This is a genomic window from Saccharopolyspora erythraea, assembly GCF_018141105.1.
GTDB classification, from domain to species: domain Bacteria; phylum Actinomycetota; class Actinomycetes; order Mycobacteriales; family Pseudonocardiaceae; genus Saccharopolyspora_D; species Saccharopolyspora_D erythraea_A.
In genome coordinates, this window is record NZ_CP054839.1 from 5,973,907 (window position 1) to 5,992,646 (window position 18,740).

An 18,740-nucleotide genomic window follows, 5' to 3' on the forward strand; every position below is an offset into this window, starting at 1 on the left:
CGGTCCGCACGGCGGCAGCGACGGTCGCCACCGGCCGCCCGGTTGCCTGAGGCGCGGCTTTCGCGGCGGGTTGCAGCCGCGGATGCTCGCCCACAGCGGCGGGCTGTTGTTGTTTCTCCGCAGTCATCGCCGCCCCCTCACGCGACCCGCGCGGCAGGCGTACCGGAGCTCACCGGATCGCAGCCCTGGCACCGCGCGTAGTGGCGCACGAGCCGGTGGCCGCGGTACCGCTCTCCCGAAAGCGCATCCAGCAGGCTGGCGTCCACCAGTGCTTCCAGGGTGGGTCGCACGGCTTCCGGTGCGCGGCCGAGCACCCGCGCGGCCGCGGCGAGGTCGAATTCGCCGGGCAACTCGCCCAGTGCGCGCAGGGCCGAGCGCTGGGCCGGTGGAAGCTGCGCGAATGCGGTCGCCAGAGCACGCCGGTAGCCGTCGCGCGTGCAGGCAAGGACCCAGCACGGGCCGGCGCGGAGCTCGCGGGCCAGCGACTGCGAAGTCCACATAGGACGAGAATGGAGCCTGGCGGCGACATCGCGCATCGCCGCCGGTACCCCACCGCACAGACGCACCACGGCCTCGACCGCATCGTCGCCGCCGCGCCGGTCGAACGCCTCATGTGCGGCCCGCACTCCCGCAGCGGCTCGGAACATCGCCGCCGCGTCCTGTTCGGCGAGCGGGCCGAGGCCGATCCGCACGGCGCCGTCGACGTGCCAGTCGCGGTTGCGGGTGGTGATCAGCGTCAAGCTGGACTTGCCCGCGGGCAGCAGCGGCTCGACCTGGCCGATGCCGACGGCGTCGTCGAGCACCAGCAGCACTCGCCGGCGCGAAAGCTCCGAGCGCCACAGCGCGGCGCGTTCGTCCAGCGAGTCCGGGATGGACGCGTCGTCGACACCCACGCGGCGCAGGAGCCGGGCCAGCACGTCGGCAGGATCGAGCACACGCGCGGCGGACGACGCACCGGCGTTCGCGTCGTCCACGACGGCGCAAGCACGGAGGTCGACGAAGAACTGGCCGTCGGGGAAGGCGTCGGCGAGCCCGTGCGCCGCGTGCACCGCGAGGGCGGTCTTGCCGACACCGGGCATGCCCTCCACCAGCACCACACCGCCGGATGCCCCGCGGATCGTGGCCAGTTCGGCCGCACGAGCGGTGAAGTGCGCCGCGTCGCTCGGCAGCTCCCGCCGGGTGTTCACGGTGGCCTCCCCCAGGGCCGCCCGATACGCGGTGCTCAGTTCCTCGCCCGGGCCTACGCCGAGTTCGTCGGCCAGGATCCGCCGGGCCTGTCCGTAGGCGCGCAACGCCTCGGCGCGCCTGCCCGACGCGTTCAGCGCGCGCACCAGGCTCGCCCACGCTCCTTCGCGCAGCGGGTCCTCCTCGGTGAGCGCCCGCAGCGTGTGCACGGCTTCCCGGATGCGGCCGAGCGCCAACTGGGCTTCGGCCAGTTCCTCCCGCAGGTGGTGGTGCAGCTCCCCGAGCCGATCGGCCTCGTGGTCGGCGGCACCCACCACGCCCTCGAAGGGGCGTCCGCGCCACAACCCCAGTGCCTCTTCGAGCGCGTCGACCGCGGTGGCGAACTCGCCTGCGTCCGCCGCCGCACGCGCACTGGCCGCGTGCTCGGCGACCTGGTGCGTGTCCAGCTCGCCCGGCTGGAGCCGCAGCCGGTAACGGCCCGGTGCGCTCTCGATGCGCGGCTCGCCGCCTTCCGCGGGCAGCATGCGCCGCAGCTGCCACACGTAGGTCTTCAGGTTGGCCTCGGCCGAGGCGGGCGCGGCCGTTTGGTGCCATGTCTCGTCGATCAGCCTGGAGCTGGTGACCCAGGCGTTAGGGTGCAGCAGCAGTGTCGCCAGCACGGTCGCGGCCTTGCCGTGGCCGAGCCGGTGCGGTTCGCCGTCGGGGCCGTGCACCTCCAGCGGCCCCAGCACGTGGAAGATCATGCCGCCACGATCCCCGCACGAACATGAGGTTCCGATGACAACGTCAGCACGCGTGCTGGTGGTCGAGGACAACGAGGACCTGCGGGTCGCGGTGGCCACCGAGCTCGCCGCGCACGGGTTCCGCGTCGACGAGGCCGCGGATCTGGCGCAGGCCGACGCCGCGCTCGCCGACGGCGTCCACGACTGCGTGGTGTTCGACCGGATGCTGCCCGACGGTGACGCGGCCGACTACGTGCACCGGCGCAGCCAGCAGGGCTGGACGGTACCCGTGCTGTTCCTCACCGCACGCGACACCGTGGCCGACCGGGTCGCGGGCTTCGAGCACGGCGGCGACGACTACCTGGTGAAGCCGTTCGCGGTGGCCGAGATGACGGCCAGGGTGTTCGCGCTGTGCCGCCGCTCCGGCAAGCGGCGTCCGACGGTGCTGCGCCACGCCGACCTCGAGCTCGACAGCGCGCGCAGGCAGGCGCGTCGAGCGAGTGTCCTGCTCACCTTGAGCGACAAGGAGTTCGCCGTGCTCGAGTGCCTCATGGCGCGCCCCGAACAGGTCGTCACCCGCACCGAGCTGATCGAGCACTGCTGGGACACCAGCACCGACCCGATGTCCAATGTGGTCGACGTGGTGGTGCGCCGGTTGCGGGCGAAGTTGCGGGAACCCGAGCTGATCCACACGGTGCGCGGGGTCGGCTACCGGCTCGGTGGCGGTCGGAGCGGGTCGTGACGGCCTCGGCCTCGGAGCGGGTCGCGACGACCTCGGCCGCCGACCGGCTGCGGCGGCTGCGCCTGCTGCTCACCCTGCTGTTCACGGTGCTCAACGCCGCCGGGCTGCTCGTGCTGGCGGTCCTGCTCGTCGCGCAGGACCGCGCGCAGGGGGAACTGCGGATGGACGCCGAGCTCAGGAGGGTGGCGGCAGCGGCGTCGCGGCTGGTCCAGTACAACGGCGACACCGTCGTCACGGCGTTCATCAGCCAGGACCAGATCGACACGAGCTGCCCCGAGTTCGCCGTGCTGCCCGCCGGGGCGGGCGACTTCGAGCCGCACTTCAGCCGGCGCGACTGCGCACCGGTGGACCAGCGCTACCTGCACGGGCTCGCGCGCAAGGCGACCGCCAGCGGACGGTTCGTCGAGGGCTACGTGCCCAGCACCGACGGCGGTCTCGTGCGGGTGGTCACCCAGCCGTTCCTCAGTTCGGCCGGTCAGTACGTCGGCGCGATCGTCGCGGTGAGCGACCCGGCCGCCGAGCTGGCCAGGCACCGGGGTGTCGTGCTGTGGGTCGTCGGCGGCTGCCTGCTGCTGGTGGGCGCCGTCGGCGTGGCCGGCCACGTGCTGTCGGGCCGGGCGATCCGGCCCGCGGTCACGGCGCTGGAGCAGCAGGAGGTGCTGCTCGCCGAGACCGCGCACGACCTCCGCACTCCGGTGGCCGCGCTGCGAGCACTGGCGGAGACGGCCTGGCGCAACCCCGCGGACCGCCCCGACCTGCTGCCCCGCACGGTGCGGCTGGCGTCCCGGATGGGCTCCATCATCGACGACCTGCTCGTGCGGGCGCGGCTCGCGGCCGGGGTGGAGCAGCTGGCCATCCAGCCAGTCTGGCTGGACCAGCTCGTCACCGGCGTCGTCGAGGAGACCTCCGCCCCCGAAGCGCAGGTCACCGTCACCACGGCACCGACGAAGGTGAACGCCGACCCGAGCCTGGTGCAACGGGCCGTCGGCAACCTGCTGGACAACGCGCTGCGCTACGGCAGGCAGCCGGGCTCGGCCGCGATCGTGCACATCACGGTCGCGGGCGGGCGGGTGACCGTGGCCGACCACGGACCCGGGATCGACGCCTCGGTCGCCGAGGAGTCCTTCGACCGGTTCACCAGCGGCGCCGGATCCAGCGGCCTCGGCCTGTCGATCGTGCGCTGGACCGCGCAGGCCCACGGCGGGTTCCTGCGCGTCTACAACGCGGACGAGGGTGGCGCCATCTTCGAGCTGGAGTTCCCGCTCGCGCAGTGACGCCTCCGCTGTCAGGGCGAACGGGCCCCCGTGCTGGGCCGTCCGGGTTCTTGTACCGAACCTGGACCCTCCATGTACCGGCTTGTCCTAAGCTCCCCTCCGTGAGCAGGAGGAAGCTGTGGCATCGCCTGCCGGTGGCACTGCTCGTGGTCGCGTGCGCGGCCACCTTGGCGATCGCTGTCTCCGGTGCGAGCGAGTCCCCGCGAGGGTTGGCGTTCGCGCCGTCCGGGCACTGGATCGCGAACCCGGACCTGGACATCGCCTTCCACGTCAACGGTGCCGCCAAGGCGGTGGACGCGCAGGCACCCGTCGCGATCGACCCGGGAAGCCGCGTCTACCAGGGCGAGACCAGCGCATACGTGGTGGGCCAGGCGCGGATCACGGAGTTCGGCAAGTCGACTCTGGAGGTCGAGCGCACCATCACGCCGCCGACCGGCGAGCGGCCGGTCGGCATGGAGGCTCCCGGCGGGCCGTACCTCGTCTACCGCGAGGCCGGAACCGTGGTCCGGCTCGGCGAACAGCCCGCGACGATCCGCGCGGGACAGGGTCTGGGCGACCCGGTGGTCACGCCGGACGGCACCCTCTGGCTGCACCGGCTCGCGTCGGGTGTGCTGTGCAAGCTGCCCAAGGGCGCGGACCAGGTGTCGTGTCCCACCGTGACGCCACCGGGCCAAAGCGGTCAGCTGACCGTGGTGGGCCGGCAGGCGGCCTTCGTCGACACCACCCAGGACACCGTGCGAGTGGTGGCCGACGGGCAGCTCGGCGACCCGGTGGACCTCGGCGTCGACCTGCCGGCCACGGCTGAGGTCGGCACCGCGGACTCGGCCGGACGCATCCCGGTCCTCGACCCCGCCAAGCACCAGCTGCACCTCGTCGACGGCGGGAGGCTCACCACGCCCAAGCCGCCCGCCAAGCCCGTGACGGTCCAGTTGCCCGAGGGCGAGTACGCGGGCCCGGAGCCGAGCGGATCGTCGGTCGTCCTGCTCGACCTGCGGGGCAACACCGCGCGCACCTACACCGGCGACGGCACACCGCCACGGGTCACCCCCATCCCTCCCGAAACCGGCGAGCCGAGGCTGACGCGCGGTGAGGACGGTCGCGTCTACATCGACGGCGACAAGGGCGGACACGTGATGGTCGTCGACGCCGACGGCGCGGTGAGCCAGGTGCCGCTGGTCGGCGAGGAGCGGCCGGACGGGCCCGACAGGCCGCAGGCGCCACCGGCCGAGCGGGAACCGGAACCCGCGCCGCGGCCCGAACCCCGCAGGGACCCGGAGCCTGCCGTGCTGGCCGAGCACTCGCCGATCAGGGAGCCCGACCAGGTTGCTCGAGGCGAGCAGCCACAACCCCCGCCGCCACCGAAGCCCAGGCCGACACCGGAGCCGCCCCCGGCGCCGAAGCCGGTCCCGGCGAGCCCGCCCGGCATCGCGACCGGCCTCACGGCCACCCCGCAGGGCAACACCGTGCAGCTCACCTGGGGGGCCGCCGCTCCCAACGGCGCGCCTGTGACCGCCTACCACGTGACGTGGCAACCGGCCACCGGCGCGGGCAGCCTCACCGTGCCCGGCAACGCCCGCTCGGCCGTCCTTTCCGGACTGGACAAGGGCGTCAGCTACACGGTCACCGTCGTCGCCGAGAACAGCGCGGGCCGTGGCACCAGGGCGAGCACCCAGGTCGTGATTCCGGCGCGGACGATCACCGTGACCCGCGGACCGGACAGCGACTACCCCGGCTGCGGACCGGACTGCGCCGAGATGCACATCGAGGCCACCGGTCTGGAACCCAACACGGAGTACCACTTCAACCCGTACTCCAACGCGCCCGGATGGGAAAACCCGGGCCCGAGCTGGAAAACCGACGAGAACGGCAACGTCTCGTTCGACGACATCGACTTCGGGGAGGTCGGCTACCAGGTGTGGATCGTGATCGAGGAGATCGGCCTGACGTCCGAGCGCTACACCTGGCCCGCCGGATGAGCACGCGAGCGGGAGAAGTGGCCAGGCTGATCACCGAGAACGTGCAGCAGGTGATCCGCGGCAAACCGGAACTGGTGCGGCTGGCGATCGCAGCGCTGCTGGCCGAGGGGCACCTGCTGATCGAGGACGTGCCCGGTCTCGGCAAGACCACGCTGGCGCGCTGCCTCGCCCGCAGCATCGGCGGGGGCTGGAACCGGATCCAGTTCACCCCCGACCTGCTGCCGGGCGACATCACCGGGGTCACGGTGTACCACCAGAAGGAAGAGCGGTTCACCTTCCACCGCGGCAGCGTGTTCGCCAACGTCGTGGTGGCCGACGAGATCAACCGCGGCACCCCCAAGACCCAGTCGGCGCTGCTCGAGGTCATGTCGGAGCGGCGGGTGACCGTGGACGCCGTCACCCACGAGGTGCCCCGTCCCTTCCTCGTCGTCGCCACGCAGAACCCGATCGAGATGGAGGGCACCTACCGGCTTCCGGAGGCGCAGCTCGACCGGTTCCTGATGCGGCTGTCGGTGGGCTACCCGGACGTCTCCTCCGAGGTGCTGGTCATCATGAGCGACTGCGCCGGGGTCAGCGCCGACGACCTGCCCGCCGTGGTCGACATCGACACCCTGCGCGCGACGATCGAGGACGTCCGCCGTTCCCACCTCGACCGCGCGGTCGTCGAGTACGCGGCCAGGCTCGCCGCGGCCACCCGCGACCACGCGGCCGTCCGGTTCGGCGCCAGCCCCCGGGGCAGCATCGCGCTGGTGCGGACCGGGCAGGCTCTCGCCGCGATGGCCGGGCGCGGCTACGTCACGCCCGACGACATCAAGGACGTCGCCGTGCCGGTTCTCGCCCACCGCCTGATCCTGACCGCGGAGGCGGAGCTGAACCGGCGCGGCACCGACGAGATCGTCGCCGAGGTGCTGGCCGCGACGCCCGCGCCGGCGATCAACGCGGCCGGCAGGTAACCGTGCGTCCCACCCGGCGCGGGATCGCGGTGTTCGTCCTCGGCGTGCTGCTGCTCGCGTTCGGGCAGTGGGCGGGCTATCCGCTGTTGCGCGCGCTGGGCGGGATGCTGCTGGCCGCGGTACTCGCCGCTGTCGCGGTGACCGTGCGCCCGGTGCGGGTGGCTGTGACCCGCTCGGTCTACCCGGATCGCATCGAGCGCGGCAGCTCCGCGCTGGCGCGGCTGCGAATGCGGAACCCGTCCGGCAAACGGCAACCGGCGTTCCTCGCCACAGACCACGCGGGGGGCGCGACGCAAACCGTGCGGATCCGCCCGCTGCCGCCCGAGGGCGAGGCCACCTACCACTACGAGCTGGCCATCCGGACCCGTGGCAAGACGACCGTGGGGCCGCTGATGCTGCACCGGGCCGACCCGTTCGGGCTCGCCACCAACCGGTTGCCCACAGGCGAGACCGCCACGTTGTGGGTGCACCCACGGCAGTTCGCCGCCAGGGCACTGGTGGGCGCACACCCCCGGCACCACCACGAGGGCGCCACCACCGACGATCCCCTGCACGGCTCGATGGACCTGCGCGACGTGCGCGAGTACGTGCCCGGTGACGAAGTGCGGCACATGCACTGGAAGGCCACCGCACGCACGGGCAGGTTGATGGTGCGCGAACTCGCCGACCCGCAGCAACCACGCTCCACCGTGCTGCTCGACACGCGCCCCGGCTCGCTTCAGCCGCCTGTCTTCGAAGAAGCCGTCGACCTCGCGGCCTCCCTGCTCGGTGCGTCGGCGCGAGCGGGCCAGCACAGCAGGCTCGTCACCTCGTCCGGGCTCGACGTGCCGACACCCGGCGGCAGCCAGGCCGCACGCGGCCTGCTCGACGAGCTCAGCCTGCTGGAGCAGAGCGGTGACGGGGAGGCGCTGGTTCCGGCAGCGCTGTCCGCGAGCCGTGGTTTCGGCGGCTGCCTGACGGTTGTCACCTCGGCAGCCGCCGAGGTGTCGTCGCTGGCCTGGCTGCGGCACCGCTACTCCGCGATCTTCGTGTTCGCGCTCGGCGACACCGGACGCGGTGCGCCCGCGGTGACAGGTGCTCGGGTGCTCGGCGCCGAGAATGCCGAACACGCCGTGCGCCGGTGGAACGAGGTGATCGGATGACGCGGGTCGGGTTCCTGCCGACGGCCTGCGTGGTGCTGGCAGCCGTGGTCGCGGGGCTGCTGTTCGCGCCCGTCTTCGGCGTGGCGCCGCTGATCCTCCCGCTGGTCGTCCCCGCGATGGCAGCGCTCGCGGTCACCGTGCTCGGCTCGCGCCGCCAAGCGGTCGTGCCGTGGCGACCGGTGCTGGCGCTGCTCGCGGGCTTGCTCGCCATCGTCGAGACCCTGTTGCTGCCCACGACCGTGGCGGGCATCCCGACCGGCGAGACGGTCCGCGCGCTGGCAACCGGGGCGACGGAGTCGTGGCGGCTCGCGCTGCAGTCGACCTGGCCTGCCCGGCCGGAACCCGCGCTGATGCTGTTCGTGCCGCTGCTGGTGCTGCTCGCCTGCGTGCTGGGAGTCGAACTTCTGCACCGCTGGGGCGCGTTGCCTTCGCTCGTGCCGAGTTTCGCGGTGGTCGTGCTCAGCCAGTGCTACAGCGCCACGACCGGCAGCGCGGCGGCGCTGGCCGCGGTGGCGTACGCGGGCGCGGCCGGGACGCTGCTCGCGGCCACCCGGGCCGATCAGGCCACCGACGAACGCCGACGGATGTCGGCGCTGCTGCTCACCGCGCCCGCGGTGGCGCTCACGGTCGTCGCCGCGATCGTGGGCGCTCTCCTGCCCGCGAGCGAGGCCAGGTACACGCTCAAGGACGACCAGTTCGCGCCGCTGGCCGACAGCAGCATGACCAGCCCGCTGGACGAGCTCGCCGACCGGCTCACCCACCCGGACACCCCCGTGTTCACAGTGGACGGTTCCGCGGATGTGGACAGGTGGCCGGTGGTGGTGCTGAACGACTTCGACGGCGTCAACTGGACTCCCGGAAGCAGGTACCGCAGGCTCGGCGCCTCCCTGCGTCCCGGCCCCGAGGTCGCCGTGGACGTGGAGCGGAGAACCGCCGAGATCGGCCGGGCCGAGCTGGGCGGGCCGTGGCTGCCGAGCCAGCCCCTGCCGGCCGGGGTGGACGGCATCGACCCGCTCGTGGAGGAGCGGCAGGGCTCACTGCTCGCACCGCAGGCATCAGGACCCGTCCGCTACACGCTCAGCTGGTGGGAACCGCAGGTCGCCGGGTTCGCCCTCGACGGCGCCGCGGTCGACCGCTCGCCGGCCGAGGAGCTGGGCGGAGTCGGACAGGTGCCACCCGGCGTCGCGGAGCTGGCCGATCGCGCCGTTCCGGTCCGGCCGACGTTCCAGAGCGCGGTGGCGCTGGAACGCTTCCTGCGTGACGAGTACCGGCTCGCGACGGGGCAGAACCTGCCCACCGGTCACTCGTGGCCGCAGCTCGAGGAGTTCCTGCTCAAGAGCAAGCGCGGCACCAGTGAGCAGTTCGCGGCCGCGTACGTCGCGCTCGCCCGGATCAAAGGCATTCCCGCGCGGCTCGTGGTCGGATTCCGCGCACCGCCCGACCGCGAGCCGGGCGGGGGCTACACCGTCCGCAACGGCGATGCGCTGGCCTGGCCGGAGGTGGCCGTCGAGGGGGTGGGCTGGGTGCCGCTGGATCCGAGCGGCACAGCCGCCGCGCAGAGCCCGGGTCCCGCTCGCGGGCTCGCCGCGGCCGCCGAGGCGGTCCGAGCGGAGCTGCCACCTCCCGACCAGCTGCGCGACGCTCCGGTCGCCCCGGCACCGGTCGCGTCGAGTTCCGACACCGCGGGCGGCTGGTCGTTCCCGTTCTGGGCCCTGCTCGCGGTGCCGCTGCCGGTCGTCCCGCTGTGGGTAGCGGGCGTGCCGCTCGCCAAGGCGTTGCGCGCCTGGCGGCGCAGACGCAGGCCAGGGGTGGGAGCTGTGATCGGCGCCTGGGAGGAGGCACGCGACCGGCTTCGCGCTTACGGCGTTCCCGTGTCGGCAGGCATGACGGTGCGGGACCTGACGACAGCCGTCGCAGCCACTGACGGCGCCACTGTGGACGGTCTGCGGTCCCTCGGCGCGACGGTGGACTTCGCCTTGTGGTCCGGAGCCGGACCGGCTTCGGACAGCGGCAGGCACGCGTGGGCCGCGGTCCGCGCGGTGCGCCGGGGCCTCGGGCGGCGCGGCCTGCGCGCCAGGCTCCGCGCCGCGCTGAATCCCGCTCCCCTGCGCGCCCCGCGCTGACGCCCCGTCACAGTCTCCGCTGTTCCACGAGCCGCAGGTTCATGTTGGCGGCCACCAGTTCGGTACGTTGGCGGGCCTCCTGGTCCGTGGCGCATCGGAGGTCGAAGTCGTCCGTGGTCGTGATGACGATCGACCGCTCCCCCGCCGCGTCAAGACAACGCGCGGACGGTCCAGTTCTCCGCTGGGCCCGGGGGCGTACCCTGGCGCACGTCCTCCAGCTCCGCCGCTCCGCTCGTCGAGGCACTACCCGGTCGCCCTCGCTTGGAGCCGGTCTTTGAACTTTGAAGCGGCGCAGCCGCTTGGCCCACGTCCGCCACCGGCACCCTGGGTGAGTTCAAAGACAGGTACTCGCGGCCCCTCAGCCGGTGCAGATCGCTCCGCGGATCGGCTTGGCCTGGCTTTCGTGGAAGCCGAGGCTGGACGCGCCCTGGATCTGGAAGCAGTACTGCAGGACCGGGTCGATCCGCAGCCGGTACTCGGTGTTGCGTTGCACGAAGATCGTGTCGTTGTGTTGCCCCTCGGCAGCGACGGTCACCGCGAAGTCGAGGGGCTCGCTGCTGCGCCACGACAGCTCGACGTAGTCGCCCTTGTCCACGGGGTCGTCGAGTTCGAGACGCACGGGCGGAGTTGTGGGCTGCGCGGGTACCGGTCCGGCGACCGGCGCGGGCGCGACGGGCACGTCGAGCTTCGCGGGCTGGCTCAGCAGCAGGACGACCGCTGCGACGGCCAGCACCGACAGCACGCCGGCAACGGCGATGACAACGCCCGCGCGCGGCTTGCCCCGTGCCCTTTCGTTCGGCCCGAACTGCACGAGCAGCTCACCCCTCGGCGGCGGTGGAGCTGCGGCCGGTGGCGCAGGGGGCGGGACAGGTGGCGCGGGGGGCGGGACGGGTGGCGTAGGGGGTGCGGAAGACGGCTGCCGGACGGCGTTGCCGGGCATCGCGGCACCGAAGTCGTCGAACGCGGGTTGCTCCCGCACCGGCCCTGTCATGGCGCCGATCCGGGCGGCCACCGTTGCCGTGTCGAGCGGACGCGCATCGGGATTCTTCGCCAGCAGCGCCGAAACCAGCTGGGCGAGCCCTGCCGGCAGGTCGGCGCGCTCCAGCGCGGGCACCTCGCTGCTGAGCGCGCGCAGCAGCCGCGCGTCCACCTGCTCGCCGGGACGTCCCTGGTGCGGCGACGAGCCCGACAGGGCGAAGTGCAGAACCGCGCCCAGCCCGTACAGATCCGTCCGCTCGTCGCGGGTGCCGTCACGCAGCGTCTCCGGCGCCAGGAAGTCCACACCGGCGGTCACCTCGCCGGGGAAAGCACGGCGCAACGTGAGGCCGAAGTCGGCGAGCACGGGCTCACCGGAAGGGCGGAACAGGACGTTGCCCGCGCTGACACCGCCGTGCACGATCCCGGCGGCATGTGCGGCGGCGAGCGCGTTCGCCAGCGCACTCGCCAGAGCGAGCACGTCGGGGATGGTCAGCGGCCCGAAAGAGCCGACGAGTTCCGGCAGCGACTGAGCGCAAAGCTCCATCCGCAGGGCGCAGCGGCCGTCGGGCAGCTCCTCGACTCCGTCGGCCACCAGGACGTCGCCCCGAGCGCGCAGCTCCGCCAGCCCGCGCAGTTCGGTGTCGAGCTCGCTGCGCGTGCGCCGGTCGATCGGTCCGGGATAGGCCTTCAACGCGAACGCCGCACCGCCCTGCTCGTCGACGCTCGCGAACACCGCGGCAACCGGCCCCTCGCCGAGGGGAACCAGTTCGTCGAATCCCGGAAGTGTCGTCATCGCGGTAGCCATTCTGGTGCCATTCCGTCGTGTCCGGTAGCTGCCGTGCCCATTTCGCTACCTCGCTCGCGCTCTCATCGTAGGTACCGGCAGTTCCACAGCGGGTGCGGCGGCAGCTTGCTGCCGCCCACCCGGCATGGCCGAAGGGACACGCGGGTGACCAGCACGAACCTCGTCAGAGTGACCATCGACGCGCCGACCCGCCGCATCGACCTCGCGTTGCCGGAACGGTCGTCGGTGGCCGAGATCCTGCCGGGGCTGTTGCGTCGCGCGGGCGAGAGCCTGCCGGACGACGGCGTCACCGACGGCGGCTGGCTGCTGCGCCGCACCGACGGCACCGAGCTCGGCCTCGGCCGCGCCATCGGCACGTACGGGATCCGCGACGGCGAGGTCCTGCACCTCGTGCCCCGGCGGCTGCACTGGCCCGAGCTCGACTACGACGACCTCGCCGACACCATCGCGAAGGGAGCCGGACGCACCGGCCGCCTCTGGGGGCCCGCGAACACCCGCGCCGCCGGCCTGCTCACGGGGGCGTTCGCCGCACTGCTGGCGCTGCTGGCGGTCGTGCGGGCAGGACCACCGTGGAACGCCGCCGCGTGGGTCGCACTGGGGTTCTGCGCGGTCCTGCTCGCGGCGGGGACCGTGCTGGCCCGAGCACTTGGCGACGCGGGCGCGGGCGCGGCCGTCGCCGCGCTGGCACTGCCGTCCGCCTTCACCTGCGGCGTGCTGCTCGTCGGAAGCGGGCCGCCGCCTGCCGAGCTCGGCGCACCGCACGTGCTCGCGGGGTGCTCGGCGCTCGTGGTCGCCTCGGCGCTCGGCTACGTCGGCGTGGTGGAGCGCGCCGAACTGTTCATCGCCGGCATCACCGTGGGTCTGGTGGGCGCGCTCGCGTCGTGGCCGGCGACCACGGCGGCGCTGGACGGCGTGGACGGGGCAGCGGTCGCGGCGGTCGCGGTGCTGCTGTTCTCACCGCTGTTCGGCCCGCTGACGATCCGGCTGGCCAGGGTGCCGATGCCGGTGCTCCCGCGCACCACCGCCGACCTGGTGCGCGACGATCCGCAACCGCCGCGGCACGCGGTGTACGCCGCGGTGCTGCGCGCGGACCAGCTCCTGACCGGCCTGATCGGCGGCGCCACGACGGTCACCGTGCTGTGCCTGCTCGTCGTCGCGCGGGAGGCGAGCACCTCGGTCATCGTGCTCCTGTCGGTCCTGTCGGTGGGCTTCTGCCTGCGCGCGCGGCTCTATCCGGCCCTCCGGCACCGAGCCCCGCTGCTGCTCACTGGCGTGTCGAGCGCGGGGGCACTCGCCGCCGGACCCGTCATGGCGAACACGGGCGGCCTGCTCGCCGTCACCGCGCCGGTCCTGATCGCCGTGGGCGGCCTGGCCGTCCTGGCCGGGCTCACCCACAGCAGGCGGCTGCCCAGCCCGTTCTTCGGCCGGTACGCCGAACTGCTCGAGGTCGCGATCGTGCTCGCCTGCGTGCCCGTCCTGTGCGCCGTGCTCGGCTTGTACGGGCTCGTGCGCGGACTTGGAGGCTGACCGGTGGCGTCCAAACGCGACCTGCTGCAGGCGCACCAGTTCCTCGCCCAGCGGGCCATCTCGGCACTGGTGACGAGGGAACCCGACCCCGAACAACCGCCGTTCCGCCGTCCCGGCAACTCCGCGATCGGCAGCATCGTGCTCGGCATCCTGGCACTGGTCGCGGTCGGCGTGTACGGACTGGTCAACCCGGGCGGGAACACCGCGTGGCGGGACCGGCCCGCGGTGATCGTGGCGGAGGAGACCGGGGCGCGGTACGTCTACCTGGACGGTGTGCTGCATCCCGTGGAGAACTACGTGTCGGCGCTGCTGGCCCTGGGCCGGCACGCGGAGACGATGTCGGTGGCGAGCGAGTCGCTGACGGGGGTGCCGCGCGGACCGCGGATCGGGATACCCGACGCGCCGGACGCGCTCGCGGCGCCGGACAAGCTGCTCACCGGCGGCTGGAGCCTGTGCTCCAAACCCACCCCGGACCCCAGCGGATCCACAGTGGATGAATCGGTGCTTCTGGTCGGTGCGGGAGCGCACGGGGGCAGGCCGCTGGGCGACGCCGCGCTGCTCGTCGAGGTCGCGGTTAGCGGCGACCAGTACCTGATCTCGAACGGCTACCGGCACCGGATCCGCCAGGCCGACACCGTCGCGGTGGGGCTCGCGTTGCAGTCCGAGCCGAAGGTCAGGACCGGCATGCCGCTGGTGGACGTCCTGCCCTCGGGCGCGCCGATCGCGCCGATCCGGCTGGCCGACGCGGGCACGCCGTCGTCAGCGGTACCGGGGAGGGCGGACATCCGTGCGGGACAACTACTCATAGTGGAAACGTCCGGAGGACGCGAGCACTACCTCAGCGAGGTCGACCGCCTCAGGCCCATCTCCCCGTTGCAGTACGACATCCAGCGCGCCGACCCGGACACCCGGCGGGCCTACGCGAGCGGGCAACCGGTCGGAATCCCGCTCGACCCGGCCGAGGCCGCCGAAGCCCGCCGGGCGCCTGCCGAGGAAGCGGGCCCGGGCGCGGTGCCCGGCGTGCGGCCCCGATTCATCGCCGGAAGCACGGTCTGCGCCACCTACGGGCCTGCCGCCGCCTCCCCGGCGGTCCATGTCGACCCGCGGATTCCCGATCTCCCGACGGTGGCCACCACGCGCACGACAGCCCACGGGATGCCGATGGCCGACCGCATCCACGTCGAGCCGGGCCGGGCCGCGCTGGTCGAGGTGATGCCGAGCTCCGAGGCCTACGCGGGCACCCTCGTGCTGGTCACCGACCAAGGCCGCGCACACCCCCTGGCGGGTCGGGCCGTGCTGGACATGCTCGGCTACGGCGGCGCCCGACCCGTCCGGCTACCCGCCGGCATCGTCGGCCGGGTACCGATGGGCAGCGGCCTCGACCCTGCCGAGGCGCTGAGCCCCACAGGTGGTTGATTCCACGTCACCTGCGCCGTTCAGAGCCTGGTCCCGCGCCTGGACGCCGGTCACGCCACACGCGCCGGCCGCCACTGGCCGCAACCTGACAAGCCGCACCTCGCGACAGGACGTCATACAAGACTGAGGCGAAACGAGAGCGGATCCTTCGGTCCCGAGGGGGTATGAGATGTCGACACCTACTGGCGAGGGATCGGGCCCGGCCGGCGAGAGCGGCGGCGGGCAGCCGGAATCGCCGTCGACAACGGAAGCAGCGGCGCCGCCGGAAGGATCGGCCGACTCCAGCGAGCCGCCGGCCGACGCGTCGACCGCGAAGGAGGGACCACCTGCGGACGGCTCGAAGCCGGACGAGTCCGCCGGCGGCGCCGCAGAACCGACGCCGGAGTCGACGCCGACTCCCGAGCCGGCCGGCGACGGCGAGAAACCCGCCGGATCACCGCCGGAAGGCGACGAACCGTCGACCCGCCCTGATACGCCAGGCGATCCCGGCTCTGACAGTGCCGCACAGCCTGGCGACGACCCACAGAAGCCTGAGGGTCCGGAGTCGTCCGGGCAGGAACCACCGGCCGAGGGCGACGAAGGGGACGTCCCCGGGATCATTCCCGGGGCGGAGGTGACGGAGAGGAGCGAGGCCGACGTCCCGGGCCTTGTCCCGGGTGCGGAGGTCGTGCCGAAGGACGACGATTTCAAGGCACGAGTACGAGCGCAGGCTCCAGCCATCGAAACCCCGACATCCATACTGGACGACATCGGTCAGGAGTGGCGCAACACCGGTGGCGACGCCGACGCCGCGCGATCCGAGGGTGGCGGCGGCATGGACGCCGTCATCGAGTCGTGGAACGACCCCGCTCTCGACGACATGCGGCGGCGGACGGACCCATCACTCGACGAAACGAGGAACGTCAGCGACTCCGCCAGGGCGATGGACGAACAAGTCCAGCGCGCCAACGCGCAAGCCCGGGCGGCCGCGGACGGGATGGAGCGGAACACCGAACGCCAGGCGCCCGGGTACTACCTCGCCACCGCGACCCTTCCCCCCGGAGAACGCGAGGTCGCGGCTCAACAGATCGTCGACATCACCGCCGCCGGCAATCGCGACATCGCCCACCAGGCGGCGAACAACATCACGAACGACCCCGGCTGGGCAGGCATCGAGACGAGCACCACCGGAAAGGCCTCCCCGCCGCACAACCCGGAGGCCATTACCGGGGCCGACATCCTGGCGAACGCGGGCTACGGCATCGCCGGCTGGCAAGCCGCCCAGTCGTGGAACCGCAAGGCTGACTTCTGGTCCAAGATATCCAATCTGCACACGGAATACGGAGCACTCAAGGACGGCCCCGAAGGGCTCGTGCACCAGAAGAACGCGCTCCGGACAGCAGCGGAGGCGACCCGCCTCTCACAGCTCGGAAAGATTGCCGACCTCGCAGGCAAATACGCGGGGCCGGTAGCAGGTCTACCTCTCGCTATTCTTGGCGCCCAGAACGACATCGCGTCTGGTGAATCACCCGCGCAGGCCTACGGGTCGAATCTGGCCGGTTGGGGAACAGGTTTCGTCACCGGACTCGCCATCGGTGCTTCGGTTGGCGGTCCAGTCGGCGCCGTGCTCGGGGCCATTGGCGGAGCCGCTGCGAGCGCGGTGACCTCTGGCATGGTCGACAACTGGGTCGAGCACGGTTCCGTGGCGCCGCAACCAGCCCAAGACCATCGCTCGCAGACGTGATCACCAGGCGACGAGGGGAGCCACGATGATGAACGAGAACAACGATCAGCCCGAACTGCCCGCGTTCGTCTACCTGCCGTGCACCACCCACGTCCAGGATCCTGCCGACGCGGTCGTCGAGTTTCGCCGTGTGGCGGATGACCGCCTGGCGCTGATGACATACTCGTCACTTGACCAGCTGAAATCATGCTGCGGGGACCAGCAGCCATGGCTGGGGGTCCCCACGTCGGTGCTCGAGCACCTCCATCAAGCGCAACCGTACGACCTGGTCCTGGTCGACGTCGTCATCCCGGAGGAACTCCGGGCTGTTCCCCAGAATCCGCAGCCGCGGCACACGACGGCCTGAGAGCCTGTTCGAGCTCACCAACAGTCTCTGAGACGAGGAGGAGGCGACCCATGACCCGATACGACATGGACCCCGACGGGGTCACCAACGGAATCAACCGGCTGCGGGCAGCGGGTGAGACATTCGGCTCGGCATGGCAAAGCCGGCGGGAGGCACTCACCTCGGGACTGTCCGGCGTCGGCAACGACGTCATCTCACAGGCGTTCCGAGCCAGGTACCTGCCGATCGCCGAACGCCTGATGGCACGCGCCGACGCCATTCCTTCCTCATACCGCAACATCTGCGACGACGCGCAGTGCTGCGTCGACGACTACCTCGCAGCCAACACCCAAGGCACGAGCACCATCCGCGGTCTCACCGGTGCGGATGCAACGCGGGACGCGGAACCTGGCCAGTAGGTCCGGTTTTCGGGGCGCAGGACCCTCTGTGAAGTTGATCCGCGCAGGATCGTCTTCATACCGGGGTTCTGCGTCTTTGCGCTGCACTGCAACAACTTCGGCGTTCGCATGCGCCGACCGCCACCTGAGCACACCCGCATCCCTCAGCTGTCCGCCGGTGGTGGCGGCACCAGGAACATCTCCTCGGGCAGGTCGTCGCGCGCGGACTCGTCCGGCGGAAGGACGGCACGGCGGGGTTGCCAGCGCTCCCTGCGGCCCCGAACCGCTACGAATGCCACCACCCCGCCCAGCACGACGCCCGCCCCGGTGAGGATCGCGGCGGTACGCGCGTTCGACACGCTGGCGTCCCACCAGGCCGACGAGCGCAGCTGCGCCGCGTCCGGCACGGGACGCTCCACCGGGGGCAACGGCGCGGGGGCCGCGTCGACAAGGCCGTCGGTCAGCGCGCGGTAAGGGTTGACCAGTCCGGCCCCGTAGGCCGCGCTGTCCCGGCCGCCCGGCGCCGGGGTCGCGGTGGCGAGGATCCGCGCAGCGACCTCCTCTGCGGACAGCTCCGGACGCGCCGAGCGCACCAACGCCGCCGTCGCCGACACGAACGGCGCGGCGAAGCTGGTGCCGTCCCGGTACTGGTGCCCGCCCGCCCGGGCCGCGGTCAGGACACCCCCGCCCGGGGCCACCAGGTCGACCTGCGGCCCGATCTGCGAGCTCGGCAGCCGGGTACCGGACATGTCCACCGCACCGACCCCGAGCACCCCGTCGTAGCCGGCGGGATAAGTCACGGGGCCCGGCGCCGCGCCCTGCTGCGCGTTGCCCACCGCTGCCACCACGACGACGTCCTTCTCCACCGCGTGCCGGATCGCGTCGCGCACGAAGTGGTTGTCGAGCCCACCGGCGACGGACAGGTTGATGACGCCGGCACCTTGATCGGCCGCGTACCAGATGCCCCTGGCGAGCACCTCCGGGTCGATGGCCTGCGCGGCACCGGCGGTCTCGTCCTTCTCGCTGACGCGGACCGGCAGGATCGCAGCGTCCGGGGCCAAGCCGGCGAACCCGACGCCGCCGGCGGGCGTGGCGGCGATGATGCCGGCCACCCCCGTGCCGTGCGAGACGCAGTCGAAGCCGCCCGGCAGATCCCCGACGAGGAAGAAGTCCTCGCCGCGCAGGACCTTTCCGGGCTGCCGCAGCTGCGGGTGGTCCGCATCCACCCCGGAGTCGATCACGGCGACCACGACCCCGGCACCGGTGCCGTGCTGCCGCACGGCCTGCGCGTCGAGCGATTTCTGCGCCCAGGGGAGCTCGGTGACGGTGGGGCTCGCCGGATCGGGGTCACCGCACGCGCCCGGTGGCGGCGCGGCCACGGCCGCACCCGGATTCACGACGACGGCCGCCGCGAACGCGGCGGCCGTCACCAACCTCCTGGTCCCGTTCAT

The 18,740-nt window shown here is 72.6% G+C and carries 14 protein-coding genes; 11 read left to right on the forward strand and 3 right to left on the reverse strand.

From position 1 onward, the window contains the following. Nucleotides 1-137: 137 nt before the first annotated feature. Nucleotides 138-1,928, reverse strand: coding sequence for an AfsR/SARP family transcriptional regulator (locus tag HUO13_RS26680; RefSeq protein WP_211897778.1), 1,791 nt, complete (start codon nucleotides 1,926-1,928; stop codon nucleotides 138-140). A gap of 34 nt (nucleotides 1,929-1,962) precedes the next feature. On the opposite strand from HUO13_RS26680, the gene HUO13_RS26685 reads away from it, so the two are divergent. From HUO13_RS26685 to HUO13_RS26710, 6 genes are all read left to right on the forward strand, one after another. After that, the gene (locus HUO13_RS26685) at nucleotides 1,963-2,649 is read left to right on the forward strand and encodes a response regulator transcription factor (RefSeq protein WP_211897779.1); all 687 of its coding nucleotides are present in this window, start codon (nucleotides 1,963-1,965) and stop codon (nucleotides 2,647-2,649) included. Continuing rightward, complete coding sequence (locus tag HUO13_RS26690; protein WP_211897780.1) at nucleotides 2,646-3,923, forward strand: sensor histidine kinase; 1,278 nt, start codon at nucleotides 2,646-2,648, stop codon at nucleotides 3,921-3,923. Before HUO13_RS26685 ends, HUO13_RS26690 begins: the two co-directional genes overlap by 4 nt. A 101-nt stretch (nucleotides 3,924-4,024) precedes the next feature. Next, nucleotides 4,025-5,899, forward strand: coding sequence for a fibronectin type III domain-containing protein (locus HUO13_RS26695; protein ID WP_211897781.1), 1,875 nt, complete (start codon nucleotides 4,025-4,027; stop codon nucleotides 5,897-5,899). Further along, nucleotides 5,896-6,852, forward strand: a complete 957-nt coding sequence (locus HUO13_RS26700; protein ID WP_211897782.1) for an AAA family ATPase — start codon at nucleotides 5,896-5,898, stop codon at nucleotides 6,850-6,852. Before HUO13_RS26695 ends, HUO13_RS26700 begins: the two co-directional genes overlap by 4 nt. A 2-nt stretch (nucleotides 6,853-6,854) precedes the next feature. Then, on the forward strand, nucleotides 6,855-7,994 hold the full coding sequence (locus tag HUO13_RS26705; protein WP_211897783.1) for a DUF58 domain-containing protein: 1,140 nt from the start codon (nucleotides 6,855-6,857) through the stop codon (nucleotides 7,992-7,994). Then, nucleotides 7,991-10,117 (forward strand): transglutaminaseTgpA domain-containing protein, encoded by a 2,127-nt coding sequence (locus HUO13_RS26710; RefSeq protein WP_211897784.1) that lies wholly within the window; start codon nucleotides 7,991-7,993, stop codon nucleotides 10,115-10,117. Before HUO13_RS26705 ends, HUO13_RS26710 begins: the two co-directional genes overlap by 4 nt. Nucleotides 10,118-10,475: 358 nt before the next feature. Here the strand turns inward: HUO13_RS26710 and HUO13_RS26715 are convergent, their stop codons facing one another. After that, on the reverse strand, nucleotides 10,476-11,888 hold the full coding sequence (locus tag HUO13_RS26715; RefSeq protein WP_211897785.1) for a protein kinase domain-containing protein: 1,413 nt from the start codon (nucleotides 11,886-11,888) through the stop codon (nucleotides 10,476-10,478). Between the two features lie 156 nt (nucleotides 11,889-12,044). On the opposite strand from HUO13_RS26715, the gene eccD reads away from it, so the two are divergent. The 5 genes from eccD to HUO13_RS26740 all read left to right on the forward strand — a co-directional run bounded on the left by eccD (nucleotide 12,045) and on the right by HUO13_RS26740 (nucleotide 17,310). Further along, nucleotides 12,045-13,427, forward strand: a complete 1,383-nt coding sequence (gene eccD, locus HUO13_RS26720) for a type VII secretion integral membrane protein EccD (protein WP_211897786.1) — start codon at nucleotides 12,045-12,047, stop codon at nucleotides 13,425-13,427. Between the two features lie 3 nt (nucleotides 13,428-13,430). After that, a complete protein-coding gene (eccB, locus tag HUO13_RS26725) occupies nucleotides 13,431-14,843 on the forward strand; it encodes a type VII secretion protein EccB (protein WP_211897787.1) in 1,413 nt (470 codons plus the stop codon). 169 nt (nucleotides 14,844-15,012) lie between these two features. Continuing rightward, a complete protein-coding gene (locus HUO13_RS26730) occupies nucleotides 15,013-16,566 on the forward strand; it encodes a hypothetical protein (RefSeq protein WP_211897788.1) in 1,554 nt (517 codons plus the stop codon). Between the two features lie 25 nt (nucleotides 16,567-16,591). Continuing rightward, a complete protein-coding gene (locus HUO13_RS26735) occupies nucleotides 16,592-16,912 on the forward strand; it encodes an SAV_915 family protein (RefSeq protein ID WP_211897789.1) in 321 nt (106 codons plus the stop codon). Nucleotides 16,913-16,962: 50 nt separating this feature from the next. After that, nucleotides 16,963-17,310 carry a hypothetical protein gene (locus HUO13_RS26740; RefSeq protein ID WP_211897790.1) on the forward strand — a complete coding sequence of 116 codons (348 nt, stop codon included), beginning with the start codon at nucleotides 16,963-16,965 and terminating at the stop codon, nucleotides 17,308-17,310. A gap of 143 nt (nucleotides 17,311-17,453) precedes the next feature. On the opposite strand, the gene mycP is transcribed toward HUO13_RS26740, so the two are convergent. Next, nucleotides 17,454-18,740 (reverse strand): type VII secretion-associated serine protease mycosin, encoded by a 1,287-nt coding sequence (gene mycP / locus HUO13_RS26745; protein ID WP_211897791.1) that lies wholly within the window; start codon nucleotides 18,738-18,740, stop codon nucleotides 17,454-17,456.